We start from the raw sequence: 26502 nt of genomic DNA, 5'->3' as shown, positions 1-26502 counted from the left end.
GAGTCAGGAGCCATTTCGGCTCCGCTCTAAGGGAGCCATCATGGGCGACAAATCACCGCGCCAAACCGCATCGAAGAAATCCAGTAAGTCCATCAAGGAAAAGCGAGCGGATAAGCGGGCTTCCGAGTCCTCCGCCACCGAGGCCGCAAAGCCCTCTACCGGCAACAAGAAGTGACCGCGCCAACTGGCCAGCTGAGCATAGGCGTCCTTGCTACCTCGCTGAAACCCAACGAGCGGCGTCTGCCGATCCACCCGCAACACTTGGAGCGGATCGCTCCGGACGTGCGCCAGCAACTACATTTTGAGTTCGGCTACGGCGAACGCTTCGGTGTTCCGGACAGCAAGCTCGAATCGTTGGTGGGCGGGCTTGGCACGCGCCAGGAGTTGATTGCCACCAACGACGTCATTCTGCTGCCCAAGCCGCAGGCCCAGGATCTTGCCGAGCTCCGTGACGGCCAAACACTGTGGGGCTGGCCGCACTGCGTCCAGGACCGGGCCATCACCCAGTTGGCCATCGACAAGAAGCTCACGCTCATCGCCTTCGAGGCCATGAACCACTGGGCCGGTGATGGCGGATTCGGCCTGCACGTTTTCCACAAGAACAATGAGCTCGCGGGGTACTGCTCCGTGCTGCACGCCTTGGCGTTGACTGGTTCCACCGGCGATTACGGCCGCCGCCTGAGCGCTGTGGTGATTGGTTTCGGGGCAACTGCCCGCGGTGCCGTCACGGCCTTGAACGCGCATGGCGTCCATGACGTCCAGGTCCTGACCAACCGGGGTGTGGCAGCAGTCGGGTCTCCGATCCATTCGGTACGGATCGTGCAGTTCGACCATGACAGCAAAGCGCCGTTCCTTAGCGAAGTCATCACGAACAACGGGCGCAAGCCGCTGGCGCCGTTCCTCGCGGCGGCAGACATCGTGGTCAATTGCACCCTGCAAGACCCGAACGCTCCGCTGACGTACCTGCGGACCGAGGACTTGGCTGAGTTCAAGCCGGACAGCCTGATCGTGGACGTTTCCTGTGACGAAGGAATGGGGTTCAGCTGGGCGCGGACCACCACGTTCGACGAGCCGATGTTCCGTGTGGGCGGGCACGTCAACTACTACGCCGTGGACCACAGCCCGTCATACCTGTGGAATTCAGCCAGCTGGGAGATCAGCGAAGCCCTGCTTCCGTTCCTGGACACCGTGGTGGCAGGACCGGCCGCGTGGGATGCCAACGAGACCGTATCCCGCGCCATCGAAATACGCGACGGCGTCATCCGAAACCCGGACGTCCTGGAATTCCAAGGCCGCTCAGCGGAGTACCCGCACCTGGCTACCGTTTAACGGACGCCATCGGCCTAACCAACCCCACATTGCAGCGCCCGCGGTGCCTCCGCGGGCGCTGTCTGTGTCTAGGCCGCCTGCGCCCGGTCCACGATCCGCAGTACCCGCCGCCGGTCGCGCAGGTCCACCTTGAGGTGGAGGGAGGACTTCCGGGCCAGGACCACGGCGACTACCGCAGCTGCGATGGCCGGCACGCCACCGGAGATCAGGACAGCAAGGTGGGGACCAAAGTGCTCTGCCAACCAACCCATCATGGGACCACCAATGGCTTGGCCACCAATGAGCACTACGAGGTAAAGGCTCATGACACGGCCGCGGATGCTCATGTTGGAACTGGTCTGCACCATTTGGTTGGCCGCGGTGAGGAACATGAGGCACCAGAATCCGGCGAGGACCATGGTGACGCTGAACCACACCATGGACGGCATCAGAGACGACGCGCAGAGCATGAGCCCGTACAACCCCGCCGACGTCACCACCGAGCGCAACCGAAGCTGACGACGCCGGGTGGACGCAACTGCTCCCGCGAGTGCACCGAGCGCGACCATGGCGTTGAGGAGGCCGTAGCCTCCGGCGCCGGCGTCGTACACGTGGTCTGCAAAGGCGGCCAGCAGCACTGGCAGGCTCATCGCGAAAACTGCAACGAAGCCGGCCATGAGCCACGGCCAGTAGATAGTGGGCTTGCTGAGCGCATAATTGAGGCCCTCACGCAGCATCCCCTTCTTGCGGGGTGTCGGCTGGCTGAGGTGCAACTGGTCCTTGCGGAGGATCAGCAGCATGGCCACCGTGGAGCAGCATGCCACCGCGTTCGCGGCGAAAGCCCATCCGGCGCCCACAGCCGTCAGAAGTACGCCGGCAAGCGCCGGACCGATCAAGCCTCCCAGCTGGAAGGTTGTGGAGTTCACGCTGATGGCGTTCCGCAGGTACTTGGGGCCGACGAGTTCGTTGACGAAGACCTGGCGGGCCGGCTGGTCCAGGACCGTCACGAAGCCCAGGGCAAGTGCGATGACGTAGACGTGCCACACTTCGACGCGGCCGCTCAAGGAAAGCACTGCCAACAGGGCTGCCAGCACAGCTGCCGCCGATTGGCAGATGATGAGGATCTTGCGCTTGGCAAAACGGTCGGCAATCATGCCGCCCCACGGACCCAGGAACAGTGAAGGCATGAACTGCAGCGCCACGGTAATGCCGACGGCGGTGACGGAACCGGACAGCTGGAGCACCATCCAGTCCTGGGCGATGCGCTGCATCCAGATGGCGATCACGGCAATGAAGTGGCCGATCGCGAAAATCCTGAAGTTGGGGACCTTCAGCGAGATGAAAGTGTGACGCCAGGGCAGCTTTTCACTCACGACGGCGAGTGGCTGGGTGACGGTGTCCGGAGCCGGAGGGGCGGACAGGGAATCGATGACGGGCTGGCTGACGTTTGCCGCTGAAGGCGGTGGGGGTGCCAAAAGTAGTCCTCGGATCGAGAGTTTCGGTGGGATACGTTTAACGCTATGGTTGCCAGCAGCAATTATGGAAGCGTATTGCGCCTATAACTAGCATTGCGGAATGCAATGAGCCCTCTTCATCGGCGTAGTACTCCGGCCCGGCGCTGACCTGCGCTTTAGGAGTTCCGTGTTCGAACCTGTCCAGCTCCGTTCCTTTTTGGCCGTCGCGGAAACCCTGAGTTTCACCAAGGCTGCTGAGCGCCTTGGGCTGGCCCAGCCCACCGTCAGCCAGCACGTCCGCAAGCTGGAAGCCGCCGCCAAACGGGTGCTGGTGGCCCGTGATACCCGCGAAGTCAGGTTGACGGACAACGGTGATGCAATGGCCGGTTTTGCCCGCAGCATCCTTGCTGCCCACGATTCCGCTGCCCGGTATTTTTCCGGCTCGGCCATGCGCGGACGGCTCCGTTTTGGCACCGCAGACGACCTCGCCATCACGGGCCTCCCCCGGATTCTCCGCGAGTTCCGGCAGTTGTACCCGCAGATCAACCTTGAGCTCACTGTCAGCCAAAGCGATCAGCTGTATAAGCGGCTCAACGCCGGTCAACTGGACCTGGTGTTCGTGAAATGGGTGGCCGGCGCCAAGGAGGGCACGGTGGTCCGGCACGACAACTTCGCTTGGGTGGGCGTCGAGCAGACCGTGCTGGAACCGGGCGCACCTGTGCCTCTGATTGCGTACCCGGCACCGAGTTTGAGCCGGAAGCTCGCCATCGATGCCCTGGAAGCGGAGGGCCGGACATGGCGGATCACCTGCAGCACCAAACAGATCAGTGGAGTGCTGGCGGCCGTCCGGGCCGGGATTGGAGTCGCCGTCATGCCGGCGTCGCTGGTACCCGAGGACCTGAAGGTCATCACCCAGCGATTCGGGCTGCCGCCGGTGGGCGACGTGGACTTCACGCTGATCCGGAATCCACTGGCCAACGCCGAGGTGATCGACGCGCTGACGCAGGCCATCATGGGCAGGACGCTCAGTAAGTCGAACTAGTGGACCGGGCGGCTTGACCGCCTGCGGTCCATGCGCCCGTTCCACCACCTCACTACCCGAAGATCGTCCGAAGCGAAGCGGCCTTCCGGTACGGCGGCCCGGATGCGTTCGTCGTCGAAAGGAAGACTGGGACGCAGCTCCGCGGGAAGCCACGGCGCATACGGTAAAGGCTCACTGACCCCCTCGGCGAGCATCTGCGCCTGGGCTTTGGCGACGAGGGGCACCACCATGGTCCACTCTGTCAGCTGCGCCAGCGCGCGAATGGACCAGATGGGGGCTCGGACGTAAACAGGGTGGCCACCCGCCATCCGGGCGATCCTGCGGACAGCCGCTCCAAGTTCGAGCTCTTCGGCTCCGACAACCGCGACGGTCGGGGTGGGCACGCGACCTTCGAGGGCGGCGATCAGGGTGTTGACGGCCTCTTCCACCGGTATGGGTCGAACAGTCCGCTCCCGATATCCGACCGTTGCGAAAACCGGGAAGCTGCGCACCGCACGGGTCACATGGTCCACCATGTGGTCTCCCTTGCCGTAGATCATCCCCGCCTTGAGAATCGTGCGCTCGATGCCCGACTGCCGCAGGAGTTCCTCGGCAGCCCATTTGGTCTCGTGATAGGCGGAGCCACAATCCGGACGGGCGCGAAGGAAGCTCAGCATGACGATTCTTTGGACGCCCGCCCGCCGGGCAGCTTCAATGACGGCGCGGGTGCCTTCAACGTGAACCCGCTGGAAGGTCTGGTCACCGATCTCCCGGTTGATCCCCGCGCAGTGGGCTACGGCGTCGCAACCTGCGAAGGCCTCCGTTAAGGCTTCGACGTCGGTGATTGCGGTCCCTGTCCGACGCGAAATGATGACGGTATCCGGCCTATTGAGTCGTTCCGCGAGGTGACGCCCTACAAAGCCGGTACCGCCGGTAATAGCCACACGCATGATCTAGCTCCTTCGCTTATTAGCAATTAAGCTAAACTTAATATAGCAATTGTGCTATATTGCAAACATGGCAGATGCAGCATCGGATATCTTCGCAGCGTTGGCGCACCCCACCAGGCGGCAAATACTTCAAGACCTCAAGGACGGCGAGTTGGCTGCGGGTGAGATAGCTGCGCGATTCAACGCCACCGGACCCACCATTTCCCGACACTTGAGCGTGCTGCGCCAGGCCGGCCTGGTCGCGGAACGGCGGGACGCCAACCGTATTCTCTACTCGCTCGTGGGTGAGCGCCTGGCCCTGTCGGTGGGAGACTTCCTTTCCACGGTGTGTCCCGAGCAGATCGTATTGCGGGAAGTCCGGAAGCGGAATCCATCCCGCCCCTCAACCAGGACGCCGAAAACGGCCAGGACATCTGAAGCCTGAACCGACGGCCCTAGTACGCTCGCCCAATATTTCAGTCCGGACCTGGGTATCGCTGAGCCGATCCGTCGCTACTGGATCAATCTGTAGATAGTGGCGTTCATTTCTGTTCAGCAGGCGATACGCACTTACCGGGTAAGCGCATTCCCGGTATCCTGTAAGCATGATCGACCTCACCACGCTGGCTGACCTCACGCCTGGCATCTGTTCCGTGACTCTCCGCTCCCACGGGATCGACGACGTCGTGCGAATTTCCTCCGACGCCGGCCTTGCCGGCATCGAGTGGGGCACCGATGTCCACGTCAGCGACGCGGAATCCGCCGGCCTTGCCAAGGCCGCTACGCATGCCGCGGGACTCACGGTCCTCTCCATGGGCTCGTACTACAGGTGCGGGGCCTTCGGGGATTTCGATCATGTCCTGGACCTGGCCACAGGCCTCGGTGCTCCGAGAATCCGGGTGTGGGCCGGGGAACTCGGGTCGGCGGGCGCCAGCCAGAAACACTGGGACGCAGTGGTGAAGGACACGCAGCGGATTGCGGATCTCGCATCCGCCCGTGGCGTCTCCATCGCGTTTGAGTATCACGGCAACACTCTCACCGACTCCCCCGCCACCACCCTGGAGCTACTGACCCGGGTGAACCACGCCAACGTCGGCACCTACTGGCAGCCCGCCGTCGGACTTTCAGACCAGCAGGCGCTTGAGTCCCTCCACGAAGTACTCCCCCACGTGGTGGGCGTCCACTGCTTCTCCTGGGGGCCGGTTGCCGAACGCTTCCCGCTGCGGAACCGGAAATTGCTGTGGCAGACCGTCACCGACGTCCTGCGGGGCAACGGCAAGGACATGGACATCATGCTGGAGTTCGTCGAGGACGACCTTCCGGACAACGTCATCAACGACGCCTCCTTCCTCCACACCATCACCCTCGGCGAGGACTAAGCGGGACGAGGATTAAGCCACATTCGGCTGAGCCAAGCGGCGCACAGTCCAGTCCACTGATCAGCGCCGGCCGTTCCCGAAGCCAGACCAATACCGTGGACGCCGTGCGGGAAGACGTGCAGTTCCACCGGGACCCCGGCCCGACTGAGCGCGCCGGCATAGGCGAGGCTGTGGCCGACCGGGACCGAGTGGTCGTCGGCAGTGTGCCAGAGGAAAGCGGGCGGCGTGGCAGGGGTAACGTGCAGTTCCGCTGACAGCTCCCGCAGTACCTCCGGTTCGGCGCCTGCTCCGGCAAGATTGTCCACGGACCCCTGATGCACCGAGTCCACAAACGAAATCACGGGATAGCAGAGGACACTGAGGTTCGGCAGGGCCCCTGCAACGTCCAGTGAGGGGTCGCCGGTGGACACCCCGACGGACAACGTTGATGCCACGTGTCCGCCAGCCGAAAAGCCCAGGACGCCTACGCGCGATGGGTCAAGGTTCAGGCCATGGTCACCACGACGAATCCACAACATGGCCTGTTTCGCGGCGGCGAGCGGCGCCGGATGCCTGTCCGGAGCCACCGGATATCGCAGGACGAACGCATGGATCCCCAGTGAGGCAAGCCATTCAGCCACCGGTTCCGCTTCGTGGTCGGCCGTTTTGGCGTAGCCTCCGCCGGGAAGGACCAGGACGGCGGGCGCCGCTTCAGTGGAAGGCCCCGCCACACCGGAATGTCCGACGGCGGGAATCACCGTGAGCGCCCGGGGCGCCTGGCCGTGCCGTGGTGTCATACTTGCGATTCAACCGGAGTTTCAGTGCTGCGGCGGAGCTTGACCGCACCGCTGACGGGAGGAGTATCGGGATCGCCTGCAGCGAGCCGTCCAATGTCTTCAAGCGGCAGGTGCACGGTGGAGAGGGCCGGGCGGAAATCGCGCAGGGTTTCGATGTCGTCAAAGCCGGCGATGGTGGCGTCGCGGGGAATCCACACGCCCTCCGGTCGAAGGGCGGCAGTGACTCCAATGGCCATGACGTCATTGACGGCGAAGATGCAGAGCCGCTCCTTTGATGCCTTGATCCGTTCGGCAAGTGCAAGGCCGGCTTCGTACCCTCCGGCGCGGTTGAAGCCGGTGCGGATAACCTCGGCCTGCGGCCTGCCGGCATCCGCGAGCCCTCGTTGGAAGCCGCGGACGCGGTCATCTGAGGTGTACAGGCCTTGAGGGCCGGCGACGATCAGGAACGCACCTTCGTGCGCGGCTGCCAATTCAGCGGCAAGGCCGGCAGAGAGTTCCTCGTTGGGGACTTTCACCACGTGGTAACCCTCCTCCGTGGAGACACCAACAACCGGGTGACCAACCACCCCCACGTGCCCACCATTGCGGCAGTAGCGGTCCAGCTCTGCGGCCAGCTCAGTATTTCCTTGCTTATCCTCGGTCCGTACCGAACGTGAACCGGCAATGACGATCGAGTCTGCGCGACGGGCGGCGAACGCTGCCACGGCCTCTTTTTCATCCGCCGGAGCACCGGACGTGCTGGCCAGGAGAACCATGCGGTTCTGCTGGCGGGCCGCTTCCTGGACGCCGCGGGCAATAGCGGAGAAGTAGGGATCGGCGATGTCGTGGACAATGAGGCCGATCAAGCCCGAACTCGACTTCGCGAGGGCCTGCGCCTGCGCGTTGGGTACGTAGCCGAGTTTGTCTGCCGCCTCGCGGACGCGCTCGGCAATGTCCTCTGCCGGCTTACGGGTGGAGCCGTTGAGTACCCGGGAGGCAGTGGCCAGGGAAACCCCGGCCAAACGGGCAACTTCACTCAGTGTGCTGGCGGCCACGTGGGCCCTCCTTTTCTGCAAGCGTCGGGACTGGCGCTAAGGAAATTATGTCAGTCTTCCGAGAGTTTTGGGAAAGCGCTTGCCAATCCGGCGCGCCATAGTGCATGATCGAATGCAACGGGAATGCGCTTTCCCACATGAACCGTCAAACACCGGTATCCGCAGAGCGACCGGCACACAAGGCACTGGAGAAAACATGGGCTTCGAAACAAAGACGATCCGCATCGCCATGAACGGCATCACTGGCCGTATGGGCTACCGCCAGCACCTGCTGCGGTCCATCCTCCCCATTCGCGACGCCGGCGGCTTCACCCTCGAAGACGGCACCAAGGTTCAGGTTGAGCCCATCCTCGTCGGCCGTAACGAAGCCAAGATCCGCGAGCTCGCCGAGCTCCACAAGGTCTCCGAATGGACCACCGACCTGGACGCAGTCATCGCCGATCCCACCGTGGACGTCATCTTCGACGCTTCCATGACCAGCCTCCGTGCCGCCACGTTGAAGAAGGCCATGCGCGCCGGCAAGCACATCTTCACCGAGAAGCCCACGGCTGAGACCCTCGAAGAGGCAATCGAACTCGCGCAGATCGGCAAGGAAGCCGGCGTCACCGCAGGCGTCGTGCACGACAAGCTCTACCTCCCGGGCCTGGTCAAGCTCCGCCGCCTGGTGGACGAAGGCTTCTTCGGCCGCATCCTCTCCATCCGTGGCGAATTCGGCTACTGGGTCTTCGAAGGCGATGTCCAGGCTGCACAGCGTCCGTCCTGGAACTACCGCAAGGAAGACGGCGGTGGAATGACCACGGACATGTTCTGCCACTGGAACTACGTCCTCGAAGGCATCATCGGCAAGGTCAAGAGCGTCAACGCCAAGACCGCCACGCACATCCCCGCACGTTGGGACGAGGCCGGCAAGGAATACAAGGCCACCGCGGACGACGCTTCCTACGGCATCTTCGAGCTCGAAACCCCGGGCGGCGACGACGTCATCGGCCAGATCAACTCCTCCTGGGCCGTCCGCGTCTACCGCGACGAACTGGTTGAGTTCCAGATCGACGGCACGCACGGTTCCGCCGTCGCCGGCTTGAACAAGTGCGTTGCGCAGCAGCGCGCCCACACCCCCAAGCCCGTCTGGAACCCGGACCTGCCCGTCACGGAATCCTTCCGCAGCCAGTGGCAGGAAGTCCCCGCCAACGCTGAACTGGACAACGGCTTCAAGCTGCAGTGGGAAGAATTCCTGCGCGACGTCGTCGCCGGTCGCGAGCACCGCTTTGGCCTGCTCTCCGCCGCCCGCGGCGTGCAGCTGGCCGAGCTTGGCCTCCAGTCCTCGGCCGAGCGCCGCACCATCGACATCCCGGAGATCACCCTCTAATGACGTCACTCATTCTTCCCACCGACGACGGCGGCACCCGCGAGTACCGCCTTCAGCCCGCCACTGCGTGGGTCAAGCCGACCGCACCACTGACCGCCCGCCGCGCTTACGCCGCTGCGCACGTCATCCCTGAGGTCGCCGCCGACAACACACCCGGCGCTCCGGCGCAGCTCGACTGGGATGCCACCCTGGCGTACCGGCACGAGCTGTGGTCCTACGGTTTGGGCGTGGCCGATGCCATGGACACAGCACAGCGCGGTATGGGCCTTGACTGGGCAGCCACCCAGCAGCTCATCAAGCGCACGGGTGCCGAGGCCGCTTCCGTCGTGGCTGGCAGCAACGCGGCGACGGCAGGCAAATCCGTCCGCGACCTCGTATCCTGCGGCGCAGGCACTGATCAGTTGGACATCGCCACGCTTCCCGAGGGTGCGGCCGGTATCCAGGCCGTCATCGACGCCTACCGTGAGCAGATCGCCGTCGTCAGCGAAGCCGGCCCCAAGGTCATCCTCATGGCCTCCCGCGCGCTGGCCAAGGTTGCCAACGGCGCCGACGACTACCTACACGTCTACTCGACGCTCCTGCAGGAAGTTGACCAGCCCGTCATCCTGCACTGGCTCGGCACCATGTTCGACCCCGCGCTGGCCGGCTATTGGGGTTCCGACGACGTCTCTGTCGCTACGGAAACGTTCCTCAGCCTCATCCGCGAGCATTCGGACAAGGTTGACGGCGTGAAGGTTTCGCTGTTGGACGCCTCGCATGAGGTCGCCCTCCGGGCTGCGTTGCCCTCGGGCGTCCGTCTCTACACGGGCGACGACTTCAACTACCCGGAATTGATCGACGGCGACGAAACCCACCACTCGGACGCCCTGCTGGGCATCTTCGCGGCGATCTACCCGGCCGCTTCGGTGGCCTTGCAGAAGTACGACGCCGGCCAAGGCGCCGAAGGACGCGCGATCCTGGACTCCACGCGTGAGCTCGGAAAGCACATCTTCAGCGCTCCGACGTTCTACTACAAGACCGGAATCGCGTTCATGTCCTGGCTCAACGGCAAGCAGCCCGGATTCCAGATGGTGGGCGGCCTGCACTCCGGCCGTTCCGTCCTGCACCTGGCCAAGACCTTCGAACTGGCCGATCAGGCCGGCCTGCTGAAGGATCCGTCGCTGGCTGCGTTCCGGATGTCGGACTTCCTGCGGATCAACGGGGTAGGCGCATGAGCGCGGACTTCTCCCGGCTTTCGCTGAACAGCGCCACCACCAAGAAGTGGACGCTTGCTGAAGCCGTGGATGGTTGTGCCCGTGCCGGTATCCCCGCAATCGGGCCTTGGCGTGACCGTGTTGCCGAGGCCGGCCTGGACAAGGCAGCCAAGCTGATCAAGGACGCCGGCCTTCGGGTTTCGTCCCTGTGCCGCGGTGGATTCCTTACGGCAGCCGACGCCGAGGGACAGGCCGCTGCGCTGGCCGACAACTTCGAGGCCGTCCGTGAAGCAGTAGCCCTGGACACGCAGGAACTGTTCCTGGTGGTCGGTGGACTCGCTCCCGGTGAGAAGGACGTCGTCGCTGCCCGCCAGCGCGTCGCCGACCGGCTCGAGGAACTGGTTCCGTTCGCTTCCGAGAACGGTGTGCGCCTGGTGCTGGAACCGCTGCACCCGATGTACGCAGCAGACCGCGCACTCATCTCCACCCTCGGCCAGGCACTCGATCTCGCCGCGCCGTACGACGCAAAGGCTGTTGGCGTCGCCGTCGACACTTTCCACGTCTGGTGGGATCCGGAACTGAAGGCCCAGATCGACCGCGCCGGTCGCGAAGACCGCATTGCCTCCTACCAGGTATGCGACTTCAACCTGCCGATCGCCGCGGACGCGCTGTTGTCCCGCGGCATGATGGGCGACGGCGTCATCGACTTCGCGACCATCGGCACCTGGGTCAGGGACGCCGGATACAAGGGCGACATCGAGGTTGAAATCTTCAACCAGGAAATCTGGGACGCAGATGGCGACACCGTTCTGGAGACAATGAAGCAGCGCTACGCGGAGCTCGTCCTCCCGTTCGCCTAACAACGTGATCCTCCCGAGGATGCCCTAAGCTCCGCGGGAGGATCACTCCAAAACCAGCGGGTCCCTGCCAAGGTCACGGCAGGGGCCCGCTTTTGTGTCCTGCTTGCGTGTTCGTCTTGGCAGGGCTGGGAGTACGGCTGACACCCACTTTGATTTCCGAACCGGCCTGACACGCCGCATTGTGGGTGTGTCGCAGGGGCCGTGGCTTCCAAAGTAGGTGGTGGCGGTACACCCGGGCGTTTCACCGGGCTGGCTGGCCTGGGCGTACGGCTATCACCCACTTTGATTTCCGAACCGGCCTGACACGCCGCATTGTGGTGTGTCGCAGGGGCCGTGGCTTCCAAAGTAGGTGGTGGCGGTACACCCTGTTTGCAGCATCGCTTAGCCGCGCCTTGTCTTCGGCCTCACCGCCGCTCAATGTCGATGACACCCGGATTTCCGTGGCTTGCTTCGGCTTCTGGGGCTCAACGGACTTGCGCGGTGCCGTCCCGTCCCGGCAGGGGGAACAGGCTCGACGACGGCGGCCCGCCAGTGCCGCCGTCGGGCGCGTTTCACCGGGCTGGCTGGCCTGGGCGTACGGCTGACACCCATTTTGATTTCCGAACCGGCCTGACACGCCGCATTGTGGGTGCTTCGCGGGGGCCGTGGCTTCCAAAGTAGGTGGTGGCGGCACACCCTGTTTGCAGCATCGCTTAGCCGCGCCCTGTCTTCGGCCTCACCGCCGCTCAATGCCGATGACACCCGGATTTCCGTGGCTTGCTTCGGCTTCTGGGGCTCAACGGACTTGCGCGGTGCCGTCCCGTCCCGGCAGGGGGAACAGGCTCGACGACGGCGGCCCGCCAGTGCCGCCGTCGGGCGTTTCATTGGGCTGGCTGGCCTGGGCGTACGGCTATCACCCACTTTGATTTCCGAACCGGCCTGACACGCCGCATTGTGGGTGTGTCGCGGGGGCCGTGGCTTCCAAAGTAGGTGGTGGCGGTACACTCGGGCGTTTCATTGGGCTTGCTGGCCTGGGCGTACGGCTGACACCCACTTTGATTTCCGAACCGGCCTGACACGCCGCATTGTGGGTGTGTCGCGGGGGCCGTGGCTTCCAAAGTAGGTGGTGGCGGTACACCCTGTTTGTGTCAGCTGTACGTCCTCGAATGCGCAGGTGAGATAAGTGGTACAAAGCTGAAACATTGCGTCGACGCGAGGAAACAATGGCCACTTACATTGGTTTTACCTGGACAAAGACGTCCACGAAACCATTGAAGGGACACCACTATGATGCTCTTGAAGACCCTGACCTTTTTCCTCGACGCCAGCGGCAGCCACAGCGGCCCCACCGGTGATTCCAGCCCCGAGCACGCCCCTGTTTTCGCCACCGAGCGCCTGACCTCCAGCGCTTGGGAGGGCTGGTGGGACGACGCCGACCAAGGCTTCCCGGCCGAAGCCTGAGCTGTCACGTGGCGACGAGTCCACCCCAGGACCACTTGGGAATCAGCAGTCCTGGAGGGACATCATCTGCTGAGCGTTCGTAGCGGGCCATGGTGTTGGTAGTGGCCCAGGCAAAGTAATCGTGAAGTATTCCGCGGAGTCGGGCATCCTCTGGGCCGACGTCCGCCAACGCCTGATCGAAGCACTCAATGGCCCGGAGGTTCATCTCTTCATGGGGACCGTTTCCACTGTGCATCCTCACCACGGATGTTTCGTCACCGTAGGCGCCCGAGTACAGCGGTGGGCCGCCCAGGGCCTCGCTCCAGTAGGCGGCCAGTCGCTGCGTGTGCTCGGGGTGAACGCCGTGCCGGAACGCGTGCCCCACCACCTCGTCCGCCACCACCCTGACATGCCATGCAGCGGCCAGCGCCAGGAAATAGTCGCTTCCACCGGACGCCTCATACACCGTCTCCATGCTGAAACGATGCCACGACGACGGCCGGGCGTGAAGTGCCGAGGGACGGGCCGGCGGGCTGAGGAAGTCCGCGCAGGCTCAGGAAGCTCGGGCAGCGAGCTGCACGCGGGCCTTCGGCAGACCAATAAAGGTGACTGACCCGCCGTCGTGCGCTTGAAGTTCCAGGCTGATGTTCCGCGAGCCGTCCTGTGGCAGCACGGCTCTGACCTGAAAGATTTCACCTTGGATCTGCACCGTGTCGCCGTTCTTGATGGACTTGAGCTTGGCCTTGCGGGTGATGTCACCCCTTGCTGGGATATCCATTCCGGCTACTTGCCCTTGCGCGGTTCGTCGCCGTGGGTCTCGCGGATTTCCTCGCCGTCCCGCATGACTTCGTCTTCTTTTTCCTGCATTTTGTCGCTCTTCTTGGTGTCTCGCGGGGGCAATTGGATGGTCTCTTCGGCCTCAATGCCGCCCTGCAGTTGGCGTCCCCGCTCCATCTCGGCGTCGAATTCCGCGCCGAACAGCAAGGACATATTCAAGATCCAGAGCCACAGCAGCATGATGATGACGCCCGCGAGGGCACCGTATGTCTTGTTGTAATTGCTGAAGTTCGCCACATAGAAGCCGAAACCAAGCGATGCCAGGGCGAAAATTACCAGCGCAATGAGCGAACCCATGCTCATCCAGCGGAACTTGGGCTGTTTGACGTTGGGCGTGAAGTAGTAGAGCACAGCGATGATGGCCACCACGACGACAATGAGGACCGGCCACTTGGCGATGTTCCAGACAGTCAGGAACGCCTCCGACAAGCCGATTGCGCCGCCAATCGCCTCCGCCACAGGGCCGCTCAAAACCAGCATGGCCGCTGCGAGCGCGGCACCGACGACGGCGACAACTGTTACGGCGAGCATCGTGCCACGGAGTTTGATGAAGCCGCGGCCCTCGTCCACTTCGTAGACACGGTTCATGGCGCGGCTGAATGCGGTGACATAGCCGGAGGCTGACCACAGCGCCACGACGATGCCGAAGACCAGCGCAAAGCCGGCCGCATTGGATTGGGTGAGTTCCTCGATGGGCTGCCGCAGCGTGTCAACGCCCGGGCCCGGTGCGAACTGCTGAGCCATGTCCAGGAGGGCCGACGTAGTCTTCCCCGCGTCCCCGAAGATTCCCAGCAGTGAAACCAAAGCCAGGAGTGCCGGGAAGAGGGCAAGGACAGCGTAGTAGGTGAGGCCAGCCGCCGCGTCCGGACATTGATCCTTGATGAATTCGCGCAGGGTCCGCTTGGCGATGTACACCCAGGTGGGCTTCGCGAGGTCGTTTGGGCTGTCAGGTTTACGCGAATCTTCAGGGGACGGAGCGGTCTGCGATTTGGCCGTGCTGGTCTGGGCTGAGTCTTGTGTAGTCATGGGGCACTCGTTCGTGGGGATGGTTTGCGCGAACAACTGATCCATCAATAGTAAGCATACTGATGAATTAATCGAAAGGCCCACACCGATTTATAGCCTGCGACCCCGGAACACTATCGCGGAACCCACCCATCCAGCGAAACCGAGGCCAAGGCACCACGCTGCAGCGAGCCACCCGGAAGCTCCTGCATCCCCGCCCAGCAGGAAAGCCCGCAACGCCTCGGTGACCGGCGTGAATGGCTGGTGCTCAGCGAAGCCCCGCAACCAGGACGGCATGGTTTCCGGCCGCACGAAGGCGCTGCTGACGTAAGGAAGGAAAATCGTGATGCTGGTGAGGCCACTGGCAGCTTCCGGGCTAAGGAGCAGCCCCGCCAAAGTGGACAACCAGGTGAAGGCAAGGATGAAGGCCACAAGCAGCCCCACAGCCGCCATGGTCCGCCGGGATTCCAGCGCCGGCCGCGGCTGAGCGCTGACGGCACTAGGCCAGTTTGCTCGCCAACAGAAACTCAAAAGGCGACTCAATGACGGAACGAATCACCTGGCCGGCAGCGCCGAGGAGCGTGCCCGAATGCTCGAGGCCGGACACTGTCAGGTTGCCCGGCTCCAACAACCCCGGCGCATAACGCTCCAGGCTTGCCAGCAACGCCGGCCTGAGCCACTCCGCCAGCAGGGCGAAATGCCCACCGAGGACCACTGCTTCAATATCCATCAACCGGGCAGAAGAGGCGAGCGCGACACCCAAGTACCGTCCGGCGTCGTGAACTGCCTTGGTAGCCCCCGGATCCTGCACGGCCAAGGCCGCAAGCAGTAGTTCCGTGCGCTCGCCCAGCGAACCTTCCGGGATTCCGGCCGCTTCGAAAATGGCTTCCTGGCCGGCAAAAGTCTCCAGGCACCCGGCCCCACCGCAGGAACAGGCCGGGCCCTCCGGGTGCACCACGATGTGGCCCAGTTCGCCAGCCGAGCCTCCTGGTCCCGTGTAAAGCTCGGAGCCGATGATGACTCCACCACCAACGCCCACTTCGCCCGAGACGTAGAGGAAGTCAGGCCTCCCGCCTCCGTACCAAAGTTCGCCCAAGGCTGCACTGTTGGCCTCGTTGGACAGCCGGACGCCGAGCGGAGCGCCTTCCAGCAGTGACCGTGGATGCAGTTGCACATTCTCCCAATGGAGGTTCGGGGCGGAGAGCACCAGATTGCGCTGCCCGTCCACCAGTCCCGGCACCGCCAGTCCGCCACCCATGATGGCGATTTTTTCGGCCGCCGCAGCGGCCTTCGCTTCGGCAGCCAAGCCCCCCAGGCGTTGCATGACCTTTTCGGGCGCCAATCCCCGGTTTCGAGACTCCACCGATGAATGGAACCGAAGGTTGCCTCCAAGGTCCACCAGCCCTACAGCCAGGTAGTCGACGTTGATCTCCATGCCAATGACACCCCGGCGTGAGCTGAGTTCGAGCCCTTGGCCAGGCCGCCCCCGCTCCCCGTCGCGGTAAAGGCCCACCTCCGAAACCAGCCCCGACTCTACGAGGTCGGCCACCAGGCTGGACACTGCCGCCTTGGTCAGTCCCGTACCGGCGGCAAGCTGCGCGCGGCTGGGCTTGGCATCGCCGGTCCGGGCAATGGAGTCCAGGACCAGCGAAAGATTTCGACGGCGGACATCGCCGACGCGGCCGGGCGCTGTTGACTCGTTCACTGGCGTGGGACTCCCTGCGGATTCGAAGAATTATTGCTGGCTTCCATTGACCATGATCCATCATCCACCATATAGTTCAGATTGAAAACTAATTGGAGGGTTTTTCTTGGCCTTCCTCCCCCAGTGCTTTGCAAAGGAGCAAAATGACCCCGCAGCCCACCCCGCAGGACCGCTTCACCTTTGGCCTTTGGACCGTCGGCTGGACCGGCGCCGACCCCTTCGGTGTTGCCACCCGCCCGGCCCTGGACCCGGTTGAGGCCGTGCACAAGCTCAGCGAGCTCGGCGCCTATGGCATCACGTTCCACGACAATGACCTGATTCCTTTTGACGCCACCGCATCCGAGCGCGACCTCATCCTCAAGAACTTCAAGGCGGCTTTGGCTGAGACCGGCCTGAAGACCCCGATGGTCACCACCAACCTGTTCAGCCACCCGGTGTTCAAGGACGGCGGATTCACGTCAAACGACCGCTCGATCCGTCGCTTCGCCCTGAGCAAGATCCTGCGCAACATCGACCTCGCAGCCGAACTTGGCGCAGAGACCTTCGTAATGTGGGGCGGCCGTGAAGGCAGCGAATACGACGGCTCCAAGGATTTGTCGGCCGCGCTGGACCGCATGAAGGAAGGCGTGGACACCGCAGCCGGTTACATCAAGGAAAAGGGCTATGACCTCCGGATCGCCCTTGAACCCAAGCCGAACGAACCCCGCGGCGACATCTTCCTCCCCACCGTCGGCCACGGCCTGGCGTTCATCGCCCAGCTGGAACACGGCGACATCGTGGGCCTCAACCCGGAGACCGGCCACGAGCAGATGGCCGGGCTGAACTTCACCCACGGCATCGCACAGGCGCTGTGGGCCGGCAAGCTCTTCCACATCGACCTCAACGGCCAGCGTGGAATCAAGTACGACCAAGACCTGGTCTTCGGCCACGGCGACCTCACCAGTGCCTTCTTCACGGTAGACCTGCTGGAGAACGGCTTCCCCAACGGTGGACCCAGGTACGACGGCCCGCGCCACTTCGACTACAAGCCGTCCCGCACCGATGGCTACGACGGCGTCTGGGAATCAGCCAAGTCCAACATGTCCATGTACCTGTTGCTGAAGGAACGCGCCCTCGCTTTCCGGGCGGATCCGGAAGTCCAGGAAGCCCTCGCCACGTCGGGTGTCTTCGAATTGGGCGAGTCCACCTTGAACGCCGGTGAGACCACTGCGGACCTGCTGGCTGACGCCAGCGCGTTCGAAACGTTCGACGCCGACAAGGCCGCCGAGCGTTCATTCGCCTTCGTCCGCCTCAACCAGCTGGCCATCGAGCACCTGCTCGGCTCCCGCTAGGTCACTCCCACCCACCACAGTCCCATCGCCGGGCTCTGCGAGGTTCGCCCTGCAGGGCCCGGCCACGGTTCGCCAAAGGAACAAAACGCATGCCTCTCGTAGCCGGGATCGACAGCTCCACCCAGTCGTGCAAAGTGGTTATCCGGGACTCAGTCACGGGCGCCTTGGTGCGTCAGGGCAGGGCACCCCATCCAGAAGGGACGGAAGTACACCCTGATCACTGGTGGACGGCCCTCCAGGAAGCGATCCAAAAGGCAGGCGGGCTGGACGACGTGGATGCCATTTCCATTGGTGGCCAACAGCACGGCATGGTGTGCCTGGACGAGTCCGGGAGTGTTGTACGCCCAGCCCTGCTCTGGAACGACACCCGCTCCGCGCCGAACGCCGAGGAATTGATTCTTGAAGCCGGTGACGGCGATGCCCTGGCCGGAGCCGCGTACTGGGCAACCAGCACCGGCACCGTACCGGTGGCATCGTTGACTGCCACAAAACTCCACTGGCTGGCCCGGAACGAACCGGAGAATGCTCGACTCACTGCCGCGGTTTGCCTGCCCCACGACTGGCTTTCCTGGCGGCTTGCCGGTCATGGGCCCGGAAGCGGGCCGGCATCGTTGGAGCTCCTCCGCACCGACAGGTCGGACGCGTCAGGGACGGGCTACTTCTCGGCGAGCAGTGGCAACTACTTGCCGGAGGTGCTCGAAAGCACCCTCGGGCATATTCCGGTCCTGCCTGTCGTCGTGGGACCTTTGGAAGCTGCCGGCAAGACGCCCGGCGGTGCCCTTATCGGCCCCGGTGCCGGCGACAACGCCGCAGCAGGCCTGGGCGTCAGCGCCGCCGTCGGGGATGTTGTCATTTCCATCGGAACGTCCGGGACCGTGTTTGCGGTGTCGGACGTGCCGGCACGGGATGCCAGTGGTCTGGTAGCCGGCTTCGCAGATGCCACCGGCAACTTCCTTCCCCTTGCCTGCACGCTCAACGCGACACGGATCTTCGATGCCACGGCCGCGTTGCTGGGAGTGGATTTGGGGGAAATGGGTGCCCTGGCGTTATCCGCTCCCGAGGGGGCTGAGGGGCTGACCCTGGTCCCGTATTTCGACGGCGAACGGACACCCAACCTCCCTGATGCCACTGGATCGCTCCACGGCATCACGGTCTCCAACTACACGCCGGCCAACCTGGCGCGGGCCGCGGTGGAGGGCGTGCTGTGTTCGCTCGCGGACGGTCTCTCCGCGCTGCAAGCCCAAGGCGTGGCTGCCCGGCGCATCATCTTGGTGGGCGGGGGTGCACAATCGGAGGCCGTCCAGCAGGTTGCTGCTTCGGTCTTTGGACTACCGGTATTCGTACCCCACCCCGGGGAATATGTTGCTGACGGCGCTGCACGACAGGCTGCCGGCGTGCTGACTGGGCCACTGCCTGAGTGGTCATTGGAAGGCGTGGATGTGACGCCCGGGGACGTCGCCGGGCCCGCGCCGTTCCTGACGAGATACCGTCAGTACGCCGCCAAGGTGGCTATGGGCTGATCATGGCCGCGGGTGCTCTATCGTGACAGGGTGAGCTCTGATCAATCTGCACCAGCCCGTCCTCCTGTCATGGAGGACGTCGCCCGCGTGGCGGGGGTCTCCCACCAGACTGTTTCCCGGGTCCTGAACAACCACCCCAACGTGAGTTCCAAAACCCGCGAGCGTGTGGAACAAGCCATCACCGAGCTGGGTTATCGGCGAAACACCGCTGCACGCAGCCTGGTGACCCGACGCTCCCAAACCATCGGAGTGCTCGGCAGCGAAATGGCGCAGTACGGGCCGTCCCACACGCTTCTGGGCGTCCAGCAGGCGGCACGGGATGCGGGCTATTTCGTCAGCGTGGCAGGCCTGCGGGAAGTTACCCCGGAGACCATCAAGGACGCTATCGCGCACTTCATGGATCAGGGGGTGGATGGCATTGTCGTCACGGTTCCCCACCCTGGGACATTTGATGTCCTCAAAGACATCACCGCCCAAGTGCCATTGGTTGCTGTCGGGTCCATTGGCGATGAGCACCTCACAGGTGCCACCGTGGACCAGAAGCAGGGAGCCAAGCTCGCCGTCGAACACCTCTTGAGTCTCGGCCACCAGCGGATCGGCCACCTGTCCGGGCCGGCCGATTGGATTGACGCCGCTGCCCGCATTGATGGCTGGCAGGAGGCATTGGCCGAGGCCGGACTTGAACCGGGGACCTTGATCGAGGGCGATTGGAGTGCCGAATGCGGCTACCGCGAAGGCCTTAAAATCGCAGCGGACCGTTCCATGACGGCCCTGTTCGTAGCCAATGACCAGATGGCCCTTGGCGTCCTGCGCGCGTTCAACGAGACAGGCGTGCAGGTGCCGGCAGACGTCAGCGTTGTGGGCTTTGATGACCAGCCGGAGTCGGCCTACTTCATTCCTCCGCTGACTACGGTGGCGCAAGACTTTGAAGAGCTCGGCCAGCGCTGTATCGGTTTGCTCCTGGATCGCTTGGAGAGCGGCAGCACCGTCTCAGCTGCCACGGTCATGCCGGACCTTGTCATCCGCTCCACCACGGCGCCCCTCGCCGACTAAGTAGCAGCAGATGCCGTTTTGAGTGCTCAGAACGGCAACTATTGCGACCTACTTGGGAGCGTTCGGGGCCCGCTTCCTTCGTAAGTGCCCATTCCACGCGAACAGCTCTTGACATCAAAGTTGTGAGCGCTAACAATTACAGCAGACCTTCTTTACTTTTCCACCCCGACCCCCGGCAATGAGGCCCTGGCCAGCCGGATGGAGACCCCATGAATACCTCTGAAAACCTCCCGCTCGATGAGCAGTTCGTCATCGGCGTGGACTATGGCACTTTGTCCGGGCGCGCCGTCGTCGTGCGTGTTTCGGACGGTGCCGAAATCGGCAGCGGGGTGTTCGATTATCCCCACGCAGTCGTGACGGAAAAGCTCCCCGGCACCGGCCAACGCCTGCCGGCCGACTGGGCGCTTCAGGTCCCCAACGACTACCGCGATGTCCTGCGCAATGCTGTACCGGCCGCCGTCGCCGACGCCGGCATCGACCCGGAGAACGTGGTGGGCATCGCCACCGACTTCACGGCCTGCACCATGGTTCCGACGACGGCAGACGGCACGCCGCTGAACGAACTGGGTCGGTTCGCGGACCGGCCGCACGCCTTCGTGAAACTCTGGCGACACCACGCGGCCCAGCCCCAGGCTGACCGCATCAACCAACTCGCCGAGCAACGCGGCGAGTCCTGGCTTCCCCGCTACGGCGGCCTGATTTCCTCGGAATGGGAATTCGCCAAGGGGCTGCAGCTCCTGGAGGAGGACCCAGAGGTCTACGGCGCCATGGACCACTGGGTTGAGGCAGCAGACTGGATCGTCTGGCAGCTCTGCGGAAACTACATCCGCAATGCGTGCACCGCCGGCTACAAAGGCATCTACCAAGACGGAAAGTACCCGTCCGAGGACTTCCTGGCAGCACTGAACTCCGGGTTCAAGGGCTTCGTGTCAGAGAAGCTGGACCATACCATCGGCCGATTGGGCGACGCCGCGGGCTACCTCACTGAAGAAGCTGCCTCCTGGACGGGACTCCCAGCTGGGATCGCCGTGGCAGTGGGCAATGTGGACGCCCACGTTACCGCTCCGGCGGCCAACGCCGTCGAACCCGGCCAACTGGTCGCGATCATGGGTACGTCCACCTGCCATGTCATGAACGGCGACGTCCTCCGCGAAGTGCCCGGCATGTGCGGCGTTGTCGACGGCGGCATCGTGGACGGCCTTTGGGGTTATGAGGCCGGACAGTCCGGGGTGGGCGATATCTTCGGTTGGTTCACCAAGAACGGCGTTCCGCCGGAGTACCACCAAGCCGCCAAGGACCAAGGCCTGGGCATCCACGAGTACCTCACCGAGCTCGCCGGGAAGCAAGCCATTGGTGAGCACGGCCTTATCGCGCTGGACTGGCACTCCGGCAACCGCTCAGTGCTGGTGGACCACGAACTTTCCGGCGTGGTGGTGGGCCAGACCTTGGCCACCAAGCCCGAGGACACGTACCGGGCGTTGCTGGAAGCGACGGCGTTCGGCACGCGCACCATCGTGGACGCCTTCCGCGATTCCGGAGTCCCGGTCAAGGAATTCATCGTGGCCGGAGGATTGCTGAAGAACAAGTTCCTCATGCAGGTCTATGCCGACATCACGGGCCTGCAGCTCTCCACGATCGGATCCAAACAAGGTCCGGCGCTTGGCTCGGCGATCCACGCAGCAGTGGCAGCCGGGAAGTACAAAGACATCCGGGAAGCCGCCGCGTCCATGGCAGCCGCTCCCGGCGCGGTCTACACGCCAATCCCGGAAAACGTCGCCGCCTACGAGGTCCTCTTCCAGGAATACCGCACCTTGCACGACTACTTCGGCCGCGGCACGAACAACCTCATGCACCGCCTCAAGGCGATCCAACGTGCAGCTATCCAGGGATCGGCGAAGCAGGCCACCATCCTCGAAGGAGTCTCCGCATGAGCACCCTCCTGGAATCCATCGCGAGGGTCCGCACGGAAGTCTGCGAACTGCACGCCGAACTGACCCGCTACGAACTGGTGGTCTGGACGGCGGGCAACGTCTCGGGCCGCATCCCCGGGCACGATCTCATGGTCATCAAGCCATCGGGCGTCTCGTATGACGACCTGACCCCGGACCTCATGGTGGTCACGGACCTTTACGGCACACCCGTCAGGGGCACCAACACCGGCAGCGCAGGCACCGTGGACTGGGGCAACCCGGACCTCTCACCATCCTCGGACACCGCCGCGCACGCCTACGTCTACCGGCACATGCCCGAGGTGGGCGGCGTAGTCCACACGCACTCCACCTACGCCACTGCCTGGGCTGCCCGCGGCGAAGAGATCCCTTGTGTCCTGACCATGATGGGTGACGAATTCGGCGGATCCATCCCTGTTGGGCCGTTCGCGCTGATTGGGGACGACTCGATCGGCCAGGGAATTGTGGAGACGCTGAAGAACTCCAATTCCCCCGCCGTCCTCATGCAGAACCACGGCCCGTTCACCATCGGCAAGTCCCCCCGCGAAGCCGTCAAAGCAGCCGTGATGTGCGAGGAAGTGGCCAGGACGGTCCACATCTCGCGCCAACTTGGCAATCCGCTGCCCATTGATCAAGCCAAGATCGAGTCGCTCTACGACCGATATCAAAACGTCTACGGCCGCTGACGCGGACCGCCTCAACCCGCCAGCGTCCCAACCCCGGATCACACCCAGGAGCCATGAAAATGCCCAGCGCCACCAACACATCCGCCAGCAGCACATCTCTTGATCAGTACGAGGTCTGGTTCCTCACCGGCAGCCAGCACCTCTACGGCGAGGATGTCCTCAAGCAGGTCGCAGCGCAGTCGCAGGAGATTGCCAATGCCCTTAACGCCACCAGCGACGTCCCGGTCAAGCTCGTCTGGAAGCCGGTCCTCACCGATTCCGACGCCATCCGCCGCACCGCACTGGAGGCCAACTCGGATGACTCCGTGATCGGCGTGACCGCCTGGATGCACACGTTCAGCCCTGCCAAGATGTGGATCCAGGGCCTCGACGCGCTCCGCAAGCCGTTGCTGCACCTGCACACGCAGGCCAACCGGGACCTGCCTTGGGCTGACATCGACTTCGACTTCATGAACCTGAACCAGGCAGCCCACGGCGACCGCGAATTCGGGTACATCCAGTCGCGCCTCGGCGTGCCGCGGAAGACCGTCGTCGGGCACGTCAGCAATCCTGAGGTCGCCCGCCAGGTGGGCGCCTGGCAGCGCGCATCGGCCGGTTGGGCCGCCGTCCGCTCGCTGAAGCTGACCCGTTTCGGCGACAACATGCGCAACGTCGCCGTCACAGAAGGCGACAAGACCGAAGCCGAGCTGCGCTTCGGCGTCTCAGTAAATACCTGGTCCGTCAACGAACTCGCCGCCGCCGTCCACGCGGCCAGCGAGTCCGACGTCGACGCCTTGGTTGCCGAGTACGAGCGCCTTTACGAGGTGGCCGAGGAGCTAAGAGCAGCCGGCGCCCGCCACGAATCACTGCGCTACAGCGCCAAGATCGAGCTGGGCCTCCGCAGCTTCCTGGAAGCCAACGGCTCCGCAGCGTTCACCACTTCCTTTGAGGACTTGGGCGAGCTGCGCCAGCTCCCCGGCATGGCCGTCCAGCGCCTGATGGCCGACGGTTACGGCTTCGGCGCCGAGGGTGACTGGAAGACTGCCATCCTGGTGCGCGCAGCCAAGGTCATGGGCGGAGACCTTCCTGGCGGCGCCTCACTCATGGAGGACTACACCTATCACCTGGAGCCGGGGAGCGAGAAGATCCTGGGTGCGCACATGCTGGAGGTCTGCCCGTCGCTGACCGCCACAAAGCCGCGCGTTGAGATCCACCCGTTGGGCATCGGCGGCAAGGAAGATCCCGTCCGCATGGTGTTCGACACCGACGCCGGCCCTGGCGTCGTCGTCGCTCTGTCCGATATGCGCGATCGGTTCCGCCTGGTCGCGAACGTGGTGGACGTCGTCGACCTCGACCAGCCGCTCCCCAATCTGCCGGTTGCCCGCGCGCTCTGGGAGCCAAAGCCCAACTTCGCTACCTCGGCCGCCGCGTGGCTCACTGCCGGCGCCGCACACCACACGGTATTGTCCACGCAGGTGGGCCTGGACGTGTTCGAGGACTTCGCCGAAATCGCCAAGACCGAACTCCTCACCATCGACGAAGGCACCACCATCAAACAGTTCAAGAAGGAACTCAACTGGAACGCCGCCTACTACAAGCTGGCCGGCGGCCTGTGAGCACTGAATACACGCTGAGCGCGGGCGGTTACACGGCCGTTGTCACCGCCCAGGCCGCCGCCTTGCGCGTACTGCAGTTCGACGACCGGGACCTTATTGTCCCCTTCGCTGCCGGCGGTCCGATCCCGGATTACCGTGGCATCATCGCCGCTCCGTGGCCGAACAGGATCGCCGACGGCGGGTACACCTTCGACGGCGCTGCGTACCAATTGCCGATCAACGAACCTGAGCGGGCCACTGCGTTGCATGGGCTCGCCTTCCCGCTCGACTGGACCCTGAAGGAGTCCGACGCCGGTTCGCTCACCTTGACGTGCACCGTGGGCCCGACGCCGGGCTACCCCTTCGTCCTGGAACTTGAGTCGCGGTACACGCTGGACGACACAGGACTGCACACCGCCGTCACGGCTCGGAACGCTGCCGAGGTCGCCGCCCCCTATGGTGTGTGCCCCCACCCCTACCTGGTCGCAGGGCCCTCGCCGCTGGACGAGTGGGTCCTCGAGTTTTCCGCGGAGTCGTTCCTTGAAGTCACGCCCGACCGGTTGCTGCCCGTCGGCACCGTGCCAGTGGAAGGTCACGCTTTCGACTTCCGCCCAGCGCGGGCCATCGGCAGCACCGAAATCGACCATGCCTTCACGGACATAGCGTTCGACGGCGGGCTGGCGCGGCTTTCCGTGCGGGACCCGGCGGGCACCGGCGTCGGGATGTCATGGGACGAAAGCTGCCCCTGGCTTCAGATCCATACGGCAGACAAACCGGCACCGGTTCCGGGACGGCTTGGCTTGGCCGTGGAACCCATGACCTGCCCGCCGGATGCGTTCAACAGCGGGACGGACCTGATCCGGTTGGAGCCCGGCGACCAACACACGGCGTCGTGGAGCATCTACGCCCTGTAGCTACCCAACTAAGTAACAGCACATGTCGCTATGGGCGTCCATTGGGACATGTGCTGTTACTCAGTTGGGTGCGCGGGGACTTAACTGCCAGCGCCCGCAGTGCTTTGGCGGACCACCAGCTCGGGAGTGAACACCACAGACCGGTGCTTGGTTCCGCCGCTCTCCTGCTCCTCCGCGAGCAACTCGATGGCCGTCCGGCCAAGAGCCTCGGTGGGCTGGCGAATGGAGGACAACGGCACCACGGCGGAGACAGCGAAGTCGATGTCGTCATAGCCAATCAGGGCGATGTCCTCGGGAATCCGGACGGTCCGCAGCATGGTCAGCGACTGCATGACTCCGAGGGCCAGGAGGTCGTTGGAGCAGAAGACGGCTTCGGGCCGTTCGTCGGGAGTGCGCTCCACCAGGCCGTTACCGACTTGCCGGCCTGCAAGGACCGTCTGCCCAGCGGAGTCCAGAACCTCGACACTCGCCCCCGGCACCTCGGCCACGGCACGCTGCGCGCCCTTGAGTCGGCTGGCCACCTGGCGGATGGACGGCGTTCCAACAAAAGCCAGACGACGGCGGCCCGTGTCCAGCAGGTGCTTGGCGGCCAAATAGCCGCCTTCCTGGTCATCCACGGAGACTGAGCTGCAACGCTCGGTGTCTGCAAGTTCGTCCACCAGGACCGTGGGCACGCCGCGTTCGCGGAGGGTGTCGATCCGTTCCCCCACATCACCCACCGGAGAGATCAGCAGGCCTTGGACCCGCTGCTCTTGGAACAGGTCCATGTAATGGGCTTCGCGGGAAGCGTCCTGGCCGCTGTCCCCCACCAGCACGACACTTCCCAGGGCGGTGGCAGCATCCTCCGCGGCACGCGCTACTGAGGAGAAGAAGGGGTTTCCGACGTCCAACACGATCAGGCCGATCGTCCTGCTTTGGCCGGCGCGGAGCTGGCGGGCGGCGTCGTTGCGCACGAAGCCGAGTTCGGCGATGGATTTCAGGACGCGTTCCTTGGTCCTCTGCGAGACCCGATCCGGATAGTTCAGCACGTTGGAAACAGTTCCCACTGCTACTTGGGCGTGGGTGGCAACGTCTTTGATGCTGGCTGTCTGGGACATGCTTTCCGATCTCCGCTGGCTGACGTCAATGTGTTGGAAACGCCTTGACACCCTCCCGTTTACGAGGGTAATTTGAATCGTAACAAATGAAA

26 protein-coding genes are annotated in these 26502 nt (G+C 64.0%); 16 read left to right on the top strand and 10 right to left on the bottom strand.

What is annotated here, in order from left to right; genetic code table 11:
* The first annotated feature begins 40 nt into the window (after positions 1 to 40).
* Together ACSSVG_RS12945 and ACSSVG_RS12940 are read left to right on the top strand one after the other, a co-directional pair.
* Positions 41 to 175 (top strand): hypothetical protein, encoded by a 135-nt coding sequence (locus ACSSVG_RS12945; protein ID WP_011776304.1) that lies wholly within the window; start codon positions 41 to 43, stop codon positions 173 to 175.
* Positions 172 to 1329 carry a N(5)-(carboxyethyl)ornithine synthase gene (locus ACSSVG_RS12940; RefSeq protein ID WP_231338488.1) on the top strand — a complete coding sequence of 386 codons (1158 nt, stop codon included), beginning with the start codon at positions 172 to 174 and terminating at the stop codon, positions 1327 to 1329. The genes ACSSVG_RS12945 and ACSSVG_RS12940 overlap by 4 nt, the downstream gene beginning before the upstream one ends.
* A 68-nt stretch (positions 1330 to 1397) precedes the next feature.
* Here ACSSVG_RS12940 and ACSSVG_RS12935 read toward each other — a convergent pair whose 3' ends face one another.
* Positions 1398 to 2783: an MFS transporter gene (locus ACSSVG_RS12935; RefSeq protein WP_231338487.1), complete on the bottom strand. Its 1386-nt coding sequence runs from the start codon at positions 2781 to 2783 to the stop codon at positions 1398 to 1400.
* A gap of 166 nt (positions 2784 to 2949) precedes the next feature.
* Between ACSSVG_RS12935 and ACSSVG_RS12930 the strand changes: the two genes are divergently transcribed.
* On the top strand, positions 2950 to 3804 hold the full coding sequence (locus ACSSVG_RS12930; RefSeq protein ID WP_024818365.1) for a LysR substrate-binding domain-containing protein: 855 nt from the start codon (positions 2950 to 2952) through the stop codon (positions 3802 to 3804).
* Here the strand turns inward: ACSSVG_RS12930 and ACSSVG_RS12925 are convergent.
* The gene (locus tag ACSSVG_RS12925; RefSeq protein WP_492415126.1) at positions 3801 to 4733 is read right to left on the bottom strand and encodes an SDR family oxidoreductase; all 933 of its coding nucleotides are present in this window, start codon (positions 4731 to 4733) and stop codon (positions 3801 to 3803) included. The genes ACSSVG_RS12930 and ACSSVG_RS12925 overlap by 4 nt on opposite strands.
* Positions 4734 to 4800: 67 nt before the next feature.
* On the opposite strand from ACSSVG_RS12925, the gene ACSSVG_RS12920 reads away from it, so the two are divergent.
* Both ACSSVG_RS12920 and ACSSVG_RS12915 read left to right on the top strand, forming a co-directional pair.
* The gene (locus tag ACSSVG_RS12920; RefSeq protein ID WP_231338485.1) at positions 4801 to 5157 is read left to right on the top strand and encodes a metalloregulator ArsR/SmtB family transcription factor; all 357 of its coding nucleotides are present in this window, start codon (positions 4801 to 4803) and stop codon (positions 5155 to 5157) included.
* A gap of 160 nt (positions 5158 to 5317) precedes the next feature.
* Positions 5318 to 6091 (top strand): sugar phosphate isomerase/epimerase family protein, encoded by a 774-nt coding sequence (locus tag ACSSVG_RS12915; protein WP_492415125.1) that lies wholly within the window; start codon positions 5318 to 5320, stop codon positions 6089 to 6091.
* On the opposite strand, the gene ACSSVG_RS12910 is transcribed toward ACSSVG_RS12915, so the two are convergent.
* Both ACSSVG_RS12910 and ACSSVG_RS12905 read right to left on the bottom strand, forming a co-directional pair.
* On the bottom strand, positions 6088 to 6867 hold the full coding sequence (locus tag ACSSVG_RS12910; RefSeq protein ID WP_492415124.1) for an alpha/beta hydrolase: 780 nt from the start codon (positions 6865 to 6867) through the stop codon (positions 6088 to 6090). The two genes, ACSSVG_RS12915 and ACSSVG_RS12910, sit on opposite strands and share 4 nt — an antisense overlap.
* Positions 6864 to 7901 carry a LacI family DNA-binding transcriptional regulator gene (locus ACSSVG_RS12905; protein WP_492415123.1) on the bottom strand — a complete coding sequence of 346 codons (1038 nt, stop codon included), beginning with the start codon at positions 7899 to 7901 and terminating at the stop codon, positions 6864 to 6866. The genes ACSSVG_RS12910 and ACSSVG_RS12905 overlap by 4 nt, the downstream gene beginning before the upstream one ends.
* Positions 7902 to 8097: 196 nt before the next feature.
* On the opposite strand from ACSSVG_RS12905, the gene ACSSVG_RS12900 reads away from it, so the two are divergent.
* The 4 genes from ACSSVG_RS12900 (at position 8098) to ACSSVG_RS12885 (ending at position 12760) form a co-directional block, all read left to right on the top strand.
* Positions 8098 to 9267, top strand: coding sequence for a Gfo/Idh/MocA family protein (locus ACSSVG_RS12900; RefSeq protein ID WP_492415122.1), 1170 nt, complete (start codon positions 8098 to 8100; stop codon positions 9265 to 9267).
* Positions 9267 to 10481 carry a dihydrodipicolinate synthase family protein gene (locus ACSSVG_RS12895; RefSeq protein ID WP_231338481.1) on the top strand — a complete coding sequence of 405 codons (1215 nt, stop codon included), beginning with the start codon at positions 9267 to 9269 and terminating at the stop codon, positions 10479 to 10481. The genes ACSSVG_RS12900 and ACSSVG_RS12895 overlap by 1 nt, the downstream gene beginning before the upstream one ends.
* Complete coding sequence (locus ACSSVG_RS12890; protein WP_231338480.1) at positions 10478 to 11320, top strand: sugar phosphate isomerase/epimerase family protein; 843 nt, start codon at positions 10478 to 10480, stop codon at positions 11318 to 11320. Before ACSSVG_RS12895 ends, ACSSVG_RS12890 begins: the two co-directional genes overlap by 4 nt.
* A 1266-nt stretch (positions 11321 to 12586) precedes the next feature.
* Positions 12587 to 12760 (top strand): hypothetical protein, encoded by a 174-nt coding sequence (locus ACSSVG_RS12885; RefSeq protein ID WP_231338479.1) that lies wholly within the window; start codon positions 12587 to 12589, stop codon positions 12758 to 12760.
* A gap of 4 nt (positions 12761 to 12764) precedes the next feature.
* On the opposite strand, the gene ACSSVG_RS12880 is transcribed toward ACSSVG_RS12885, so the two are convergent.
* From ACSSVG_RS12880 to ACSSVG_RS12860, 5 genes are all read right to left on the bottom strand, one after another.
* Positions 12765 to 13214, bottom strand: coding sequence for a group II truncated hemoglobin (locus tag ACSSVG_RS12880; RefSeq protein WP_492415121.1), 450 nt, complete (start codon positions 13212 to 13214; stop codon positions 12765 to 12767).
* A gap of 78 nt (positions 13215 to 13292) precedes the next feature.
* A complete protein-coding gene (locus tag ACSSVG_RS12875) occupies positions 13293 to 13517 on the bottom strand; it encodes a hypothetical protein (protein ID WP_253464757.1) in 225 nt (74 codons plus the stop codon).
* A 5-nt stretch (positions 13518 to 13522) separates the two neighbouring features.
* Positions 13523 to 14602, bottom strand: a complete 1080-nt coding sequence (locus tag ACSSVG_RS12870; protein ID WP_492415120.1) for a YihY/virulence factor BrkB family protein — start codon at positions 14600 to 14602, stop codon at positions 13523 to 13525.
* A gap of 90 nt (positions 14603 to 14692) precedes the next feature.
* The gene (locus tag ACSSVG_RS12865; protein WP_253464762.1) at positions 14693 to 15025 is read right to left on the bottom strand and encodes an ABC transporter permease; all 333 of its coding nucleotides are present in this window, start codon (positions 15023 to 15025) and stop codon (positions 14693 to 14695) included.
* Positions 15026 to 15080: 55 nt separating this feature from the next.
* Positions 15081 to 16286, bottom strand: a complete 1206-nt coding sequence (locus ACSSVG_RS12860) for an ROK family transcriptional regulator (protein WP_231338473.1) — start codon at positions 16284 to 16286, stop codon at positions 15081 to 15083.
* A gap of 143 nt (positions 16287 to 16429) precedes the next feature.
* Between ACSSVG_RS12860 and xylA the strand changes: the two genes are divergently transcribed.
* From xylA to ACSSVG_RS12825, 7 genes are all read left to right on the top strand, one after another.
* Positions 16430 to 17617, top strand: a complete 1188-nt coding sequence (gene xylA / locus ACSSVG_RS12855; protein WP_231338472.1) for a xylose isomerase — start codon at positions 16430 to 16432, stop codon at positions 17615 to 17617.
* Between the two features lie 89 nt (positions 17618 to 17706).
* On the top strand, positions 17707 to 19137 hold the full coding sequence (locus tag ACSSVG_RS12850; RefSeq protein ID WP_492415119.1) for a xylulokinase: 1431 nt from the start codon (positions 17707 to 17709) through the stop codon (positions 19135 to 19137).
* A gap of 69 nt (positions 19138 to 19206) precedes the next feature.
* A complete protein-coding gene (locus ACSSVG_RS12845; protein ID WP_253469123.1) occupies positions 19207 to 20190 on the top strand; it encodes a LacI family DNA-binding transcriptional regulator in 984 nt (327 codons plus the stop codon).
* Positions 20191 to 20399: 209 nt separating this feature from the next.
* A complete protein-coding gene (gene araB / locus ACSSVG_RS12840; RefSeq protein ID WP_492415118.1) occupies positions 20400 to 22121 on the top strand; it encodes a ribulokinase in 1722 nt (573 codons plus the stop codon).
* Positions 22118 to 22825, top strand: a complete 708-nt coding sequence (locus tag ACSSVG_RS12835; RefSeq protein ID WP_231338469.1) for an L-ribulose-5-phosphate 4-epimerase — start codon at positions 22118 to 22120, stop codon at positions 22823 to 22825. The genes araB and ACSSVG_RS12835 overlap by 4 nt, the downstream gene beginning before the upstream one ends.
* 59 nt (positions 22826 to 22884) lie before the next feature.
* Positions 22885 to 24420, top strand: coding sequence for an L-arabinose isomerase (gene araA, locus ACSSVG_RS12830; protein WP_492419200.1), 1536 nt, complete (start codon positions 22885 to 22887; stop codon positions 24418 to 24420).
* On the top strand, positions 24417 to 25313 hold the full coding sequence (locus ACSSVG_RS12825) for an aldose 1-epimerase family protein (protein WP_492415117.1): 897 nt from the start codon (positions 24417 to 24419) through the stop codon (positions 25311 to 25313). The genes araA and ACSSVG_RS12825 overlap by 4 nt, the downstream gene beginning before the upstream one ends.
* An 80-nt stretch (positions 25314 to 25393) precedes the next feature.
* Here ACSSVG_RS12825 and ACSSVG_RS12820 read toward each other — a convergent pair whose 3' ends face one another.
* The gene (locus tag ACSSVG_RS12820; protein ID WP_492415116.1) at positions 25394 to 26410 is read right to left on the bottom strand and encodes a LacI family DNA-binding transcriptional regulator; all 1017 of its coding nucleotides are present in this window, start codon (positions 26408 to 26410) and stop codon (positions 25394 to 25396) included.
* Between the last annotated feature and the right edge of the window lie 92 nt (positions 26411 to 26502).

This window comes from Paenarthrobacter sp. E2MeOHC11, from assembly GCF_058744955.1.
This window is presented reverse-complemented; position numbering and strand designations above follow the sequence as displayed.

Coding starts and splice junctions, on each gene's coding strand:
- ACSSVG_RS12945 (WP_011776304.1), top strand. CDS start 41: ATGGGCGACAAATCACCGCGCCAAACCGCATCGAAGAAATCCAGTAAG.
- ACSSVG_RS12925 (WP_492415126.1), bottom strand. CDS start 4,733: ATGCGTGTGGCTATTACCGGCGGTACCGGCTTTGTAGGGCGTCACCTC.
- ACSSVG_RS12920 (WP_231338485.1), top strand. CDS start 4,801: ATGGCAGATGCAGCATCGGATATCTTCGCAGCGTTGGCGCACCCCACC.
- ACSSVG_RS12915 (WP_492415125.1), top strand. CDS start 5,318: ATGATCGACCTCACCACGCTGGCTGACCTCACGCCTGGCATCTGTTCC.
- ACSSVG_RS12910 (WP_492415124.1), bottom strand. CDS start 6,867: ATGACACCACGGCACGGCCAGGCGCCCCGGGCGCTCACGGTGATTCCC.
- ACSSVG_RS12900 (WP_492415122.1), top strand. CDS start 8,098: ATGGGCTTCGAAACAAAGACGATCCGCATCGCCATGAACGGCATCACT.
- ACSSVG_RS12895 (WP_231338481.1), top strand. CDS start 9,267: ATGACGTCACTCATTCTTCCCACCGACGACGGCGGCACCCGCGAGTAC.
- ACSSVG_RS12890 (WP_231338480.1), top strand. CDS start 10,478: ATGAGCGCGGACTTCTCCCGGCTTTCGCTGAACAGCGCCACCACCAAG.
- ACSSVG_RS12885 (WP_231338479.1), top strand. CDS start 12,587: ATGATGCTCTTGAAGACCCTGACCTTTTTCCTCGACGCCAGCGGCAGC.
- ACSSVG_RS12880 (WP_492415121.1), bottom strand. CDS start 13,214: ATGGAGACGGTGTATGAGGCGTCCGGTGGAAGCGACTATTTCCTGGCG.
- ACSSVG_RS12875 (WP_253464757.1), bottom strand. CDS start 13,517: ATGGATATCCCAGCAAGGGGTGACATCACCCGCAAGGCCAAGCTCAAG.
- ACSSVG_RS12870 (WP_492415120.1), bottom strand. CDS start 14,602: ATGACTACACAAGACTCAGCCCAGACCAGCACGGCCAAATCGCAGACC.
- xylA (WP_231338472.1), top strand. CDS start 16,430: ATGACCCCGCAGCCCACCCCGCAGGACCGCTTCACCTTTGGCCTTTGG.
- ACSSVG_RS12850 (WP_492415119.1), top strand. CDS start 17,707: ATGCCTCTCGTAGCCGGGATCGACAGCTCCACCCAGTCGTGCAAAGTG.
- ACSSVG_RS12845 (WP_253469123.1), top strand. CDS start 19,207: ATGGAGGACGTCGCCCGCGTGGCGGGGGTCTCCCACCAGACTGTTTCC.
- araB (WP_492415118.1), top strand. CDS start 20,400: ATGAATACCTCTGAAAACCTCCCGCTCGATGAGCAGTTCGTCATCGGC.
- ACSSVG_RS12835 (WP_231338469.1), top strand. CDS start 22,118: ATGAGCACCCTCCTGGAATCCATCGCGAGGGTCCGCACGGAAGTCTGC.
- araA (WP_492419200.1), top strand. CDS start 22,885: ATGCCCAGCGCCACCAACACATCCGCCAGCAGCACATCTCTTGATCAG.
- ACSSVG_RS12820 (WP_492415116.1), bottom strand. CDS start 26,410: ATGTCCCAGACAGCCAGCATCAAAGACGTTGCCACCCACGCCCAAGTA.